The sequence below is a fragment of the Methylobacterium sp. WL103 genome (assembly GCF_008039885.1).
Classification (GTDB): Bacteria; Pseudomonadota; Alphaproteobacteria; order Rhizobiales; family Beijerinckiaceae; genus Methylobacterium; species Methylobacterium cerastii.
Genome location: NZ_VRUX01000419.1, coordinates 1 through 3,830 on the forward strand (window position 1 = coordinate 1; position 3,830 = coordinate 3,830).

Here is a 3,830-nt window from a genome sequence, read left to right on the forward strand (position 1 = left end):
CGCGAGCGTCCGCCGCCAGGCCGCGAGCGCCGTCTCGGGCTTTTCGTGGTCCAGGTAGCGTGTGCTGGCGAGAACCAGGGCCGGCATCGCCAGGGTTCGGCCGGCCGCGATGTCCGCTTCGTCGGCCGCGCGGTCGGGGCCGGCGCCGGCGCGGTAATCCTCGCACATCGCGTGGATGCGTTCGGGCACGCCCCAGGCCTGGGCGTAGAGGTCGAGCGCACGCGGGTCGAAGGCCGAGAGGTCCTTGCCCGCCGTCCACCCGGCGATCAGCCTCCGGAAGTAGCCGTCCGGGTCCCGGCCGATCGCGGTCTCCGGGTTCGGGGCGGGCTCGGCCAGGAACGGCCAGTGCGGGTTCATGCCCGGCGCGGCCTCGATCCGCGCCCACTGCACCGCCGTCGGCACCACGTCGAGGAGGGCGAGCTTCGAGACGCGGCCCGGATGGTCGAGGGCGAGGCGGTAGGCGACGCGGGCGCCACGGTCGTGCCCGGCCAGCGCGAAGCGGACATGGCCGATCCGCTCCATCAGAGCCACGATCTCCGCGCCGACCCGGCGCTTGGCGTAAGGCTCGTGTCCGGAATCGCTCGGGGGCGCCGACGACCAGCCGTAGCCCGGCAGGTCGAGGCAGATCACGCGATGGTCGCGCGCCAAGTCCGGGGCGACGCGGTGCCAGAGCGCGTGGCTTTGCGGAAAGCCGTGGAGCAGCAGCAGCGGCGGCGCGTCCGCCGGGCCGCCGACCCGGGCGAAGGCCTTGCCCCAGGCCGCCTCCATCCAGAGGGCCTCGAACCCGGGAAACAGATCCTCGCCACCGCTCGGCATGCGCCTTCCTCCGACGTTTCGCGACCGCGGCCCGGAGCGGCGGCGGCGCGCGTCCGCAGGCAACGCATCGGAAGGCGCGGGGCTCCGCCCACGACGCGCAGGATCGTGAAGTGCGGTACGAATAATATCTTAATGCCTGCCTTGGAGGATAGGGTTACGATCGATGGTGCCCGAATGCCCGTACGAACCTTGGTAGATCTTGCGAAGACCGAACCCGACTGGTTCTGGGAGACCGACACGTCACAGAACTTCAGCTACCTGTCTCCCGAGGCGGAACGCGTCCTCGGGCGCAACGCCGAGACGCTGACCGGCACGTCGCGGATCGGGGTCGCCGCGAACGGGGGCGACCGCCTGTCCTGGATGCCGTACGTCACCGCGATCGACCGGCGGGAGGCCTTCGCCGGCTTCATCTTTCCCTACGCCCATCCCGACGGCAACGTGCGCTGGTTCCGGATCGGCGGCGAGCCGGTGGTCGCGCAGGACGGGACCTTCCGCGGCTATCGCGGCATCGGCACCGACATCGGCTCCGAAGGCCAGACGCGCAGCGCGCTCGCGGAGACACTGGCGGAGCTGCGCGCCTCGCATGCCAGCCTCGTCGAGCAGAACAACCGTTTTGCGGCGGCGCTGAGCAACATGACCCAGGGCCTGTGCCTGTTCGACGACGCGGCGCGCCTCGTCATCTACAACCAGCGGTATTGCGAACTCTTCGGCATCGCTCCGGACAGGCTGCACGTCGGCATGACCCAGCGCGAGATCTGCGCGATGCTGGTGGCCGCCGGCCGCTACCGCGGCGCCCCCACGGCCGACGCCCTGTGCGAGGGCACGCGCCGGGCCCTGCTCGACGCCGACCCGAAGCCGATCCAACGCGAGCTCGCCGACGGCCGGATCCTCGCCGTGTGCTACCGCACGATCGAGGGCGGCGGCTGGGTCTCGACCTTCGAGGACATCACCGAACGGCGCCGCAACGAGGCGCGGATCGCGCACATGGCGCGCCACGACGCGTTGACCGACCTGCCGAACCGCACGGCGTTTCGCGAGCACGGCCTCGACATGCTCGGCAGGCCGCGGCTCGCGGGCGAGACCAACCGGCTGGCGATCCTCTGCCTCGACCTCGACCGGTTCAAGGCGATCAACGACATGCACGGGCACGGCGCCGGCGACGCGCTGCTGCGGGCGGTCTCGGAACGGCTTTGCGCCCGGGTGCGCACGGGGGACCTCGTGGCGCGCCTCGGCGGGGACGAGTTCGCGGTGCTGCACCGGGTCTCCGACGCCTCCGGCGCGCTGGCGCTGGCCGGGCGGATGATCGCGATGGTGAGCACGCCCTACGACCTCGACGGCTACACCGTCGAGATCGGCATGAGCGTCGGCATCGCCATCGCCGACGACGCGGCCGACGACATCGACCGGCTGCTCAAGAACGCCGACACCGCGCTCTATCACGCCAAGGCCAAGGGCCGCGGCACCGCCTGCCTGTTCGAGCCGGCGATGGACGAGACCGCCGAAATCCGCCGCGCGATCGAGCGCGACCTCGCCGACGCCCTCCGGCAGGGCCTGTTCGAGGTGCATTACCAGCCGCTGGTCAACCTCGGCAGCAATCGGATTACCGGCGTTGAAGCCCTGGTCCGCTGGCGCCACCCGGAACGCGGGCTGATCTCGCCCGCCACCTTCATCCCGGTGGCCGAGGAGACCGGTCTCATCGTCGCCCTCGGGGAATGGGTACTGAACCAGGCCTGCCGCGACGCCGTGGCCTGGCCGGAGGGGATCAGCGTCGCCGTCAACGTCTCGGCGGTCCAGCTCCGCAATCGCACCTTCGCGCAGACGGTGCTGCTCGCCCTCGCCGCGAGCGGGCTGCGCGCCGACCGCCTGGAGCTCGAGATCACCGAAAGCGTCCTGCTCGACGAGACCGAGGCCAACCTCGAGACCCTGCACCTGCTGCGCCGGACCGGGATCCGCATCTCGATGGACGATTTTGGCACCGGCTATTCGAGCCTGACCTACCTGCGCCGCTTCCCCTTCGACAAGATGAAGATCGACCGCTCCTTCGTCCAGGACGCCGGCAAGGCGACCGAGGCCGGCGCGATCATCCGCGCCCTCGTCGCCCTCGGCGGCAGCCTCGGCATCACCACCCTGGTCGAGGGCGTCGAGACCGAGGAGCAGCTCGCCGCCGTCCGCGCCGAGGGCTGCCAGGAGATGCAGGGGTTCCTGTTCAGCCGGCCACGCCCGGCCGGCGAGATCACCGCGATGCTTGCTGCGGCGCGCGAGGAGGCGGTCGCCGCCTAAGAGTTAATACAACTCGGGATTGTATTTACATCATTTCTTAAGCGGAGACCCATACGATAAGTTGTATCGCCAATCTGCGATGCAGCTATGGGATGTCGCGCGATGGGATCGACGGCGGGACGCGAGGGCAGGAAGCTGACGGCCTGCCGCGGCGGCAACGCGGCGGTCGAGTTCGCACTGGTGACGCCGGTCCTGCTGCTGCTGTTTGCCGGCATCTGCGCCTTCGGCATCTATCTCGGCGCGGCGCACACCCTGCGCCAGGTCGCGGCGGAGGCGGCCCGCGCTTCGGTCGCCGGCGTCAGCGACGGCGAGCGCGCCTCCCTCGCCCAGGCCGTGGTGCAGCGCAGCCTCGCCGCCAGCGCGATGTTCAAGGCCGGCAGCGTCGCGGTCTCGGTCGGCACGAGCCCGAGCGACGCCACCGTCTACACGGTCACACTCACCTACGATTCCTCCGTCCTCGGGCTGAAGGCCCTCGGCAAGCTGGTCCCGCTCCCGCCGGACGTCTTCACCAGCACGGTCAGCGTGCGCCGGGGCGGCCTGTGAGGGCCCGGGTGCGCAATCTCCGGTCGGACCGGGGCGGCTCGGTCGCGGTGCTGGTGGCTTTGGGCGCGACCGCTCTGATGGGCGCGGCCGCGGTCGGGATCGACCTCGGCATGGTGATGCAGGCCAAGCGCAAGGCGCAGGGTGCGGTCGACATCGCCGCGATGCTGGCCGCCGCCGGCGCAGGCGGGGCC

At 71.0% G+C, this 3,830-nt stretch carries 4 protein-coding genes; 3 read left to right on the forward strand and 1 reads right to left on the reverse strand.

Translation table 11 applies throughout. The annotated features are described in order from the left end of the window. A partial coding sequence (locus tag FV222_RS19695) for an alpha/beta hydrolase (RefSeq protein ID WP_147815443.1) occupies positions 1-816 on the reverse strand: 816 nt, incomplete at its 3' end. 174 nt (positions 817-990) lie between these two features. Between FV222_RS19695 and FV222_RS19700 the strand changes: the two genes are divergently transcribed. From FV222_RS19700 to FV222_RS19710, 3 genes are all read left to right on the forward strand, one after another. Next, positions 991-3,096, forward strand: a complete 2,106-nt coding sequence (locus tag FV222_RS19700) for an EAL domain-containing protein (protein WP_147815444.1) — start codon at positions 991-993, stop codon at positions 3,094-3,096. A 102-nt stretch (positions 3,097-3,198) separates the two neighbouring features. Continuing rightward, complete coding sequence (locus tag FV222_RS19705; RefSeq protein ID WP_147762832.1) at positions 3,199-3,639, forward strand: TadE/TadG family type IV pilus assembly protein; 441 nt, start codon at positions 3,199-3,201, stop codon at positions 3,637-3,639. An 8-nt stretch (positions 3,640-3,647) separates the two neighbouring features. After that, the coding region (locus FV222_RS19710; protein ID WP_246685553.1) for a pilus assembly protein TadG-related protein at positions 3,648-3,830 on the forward strand (183 nt) is incomplete at its 3' end.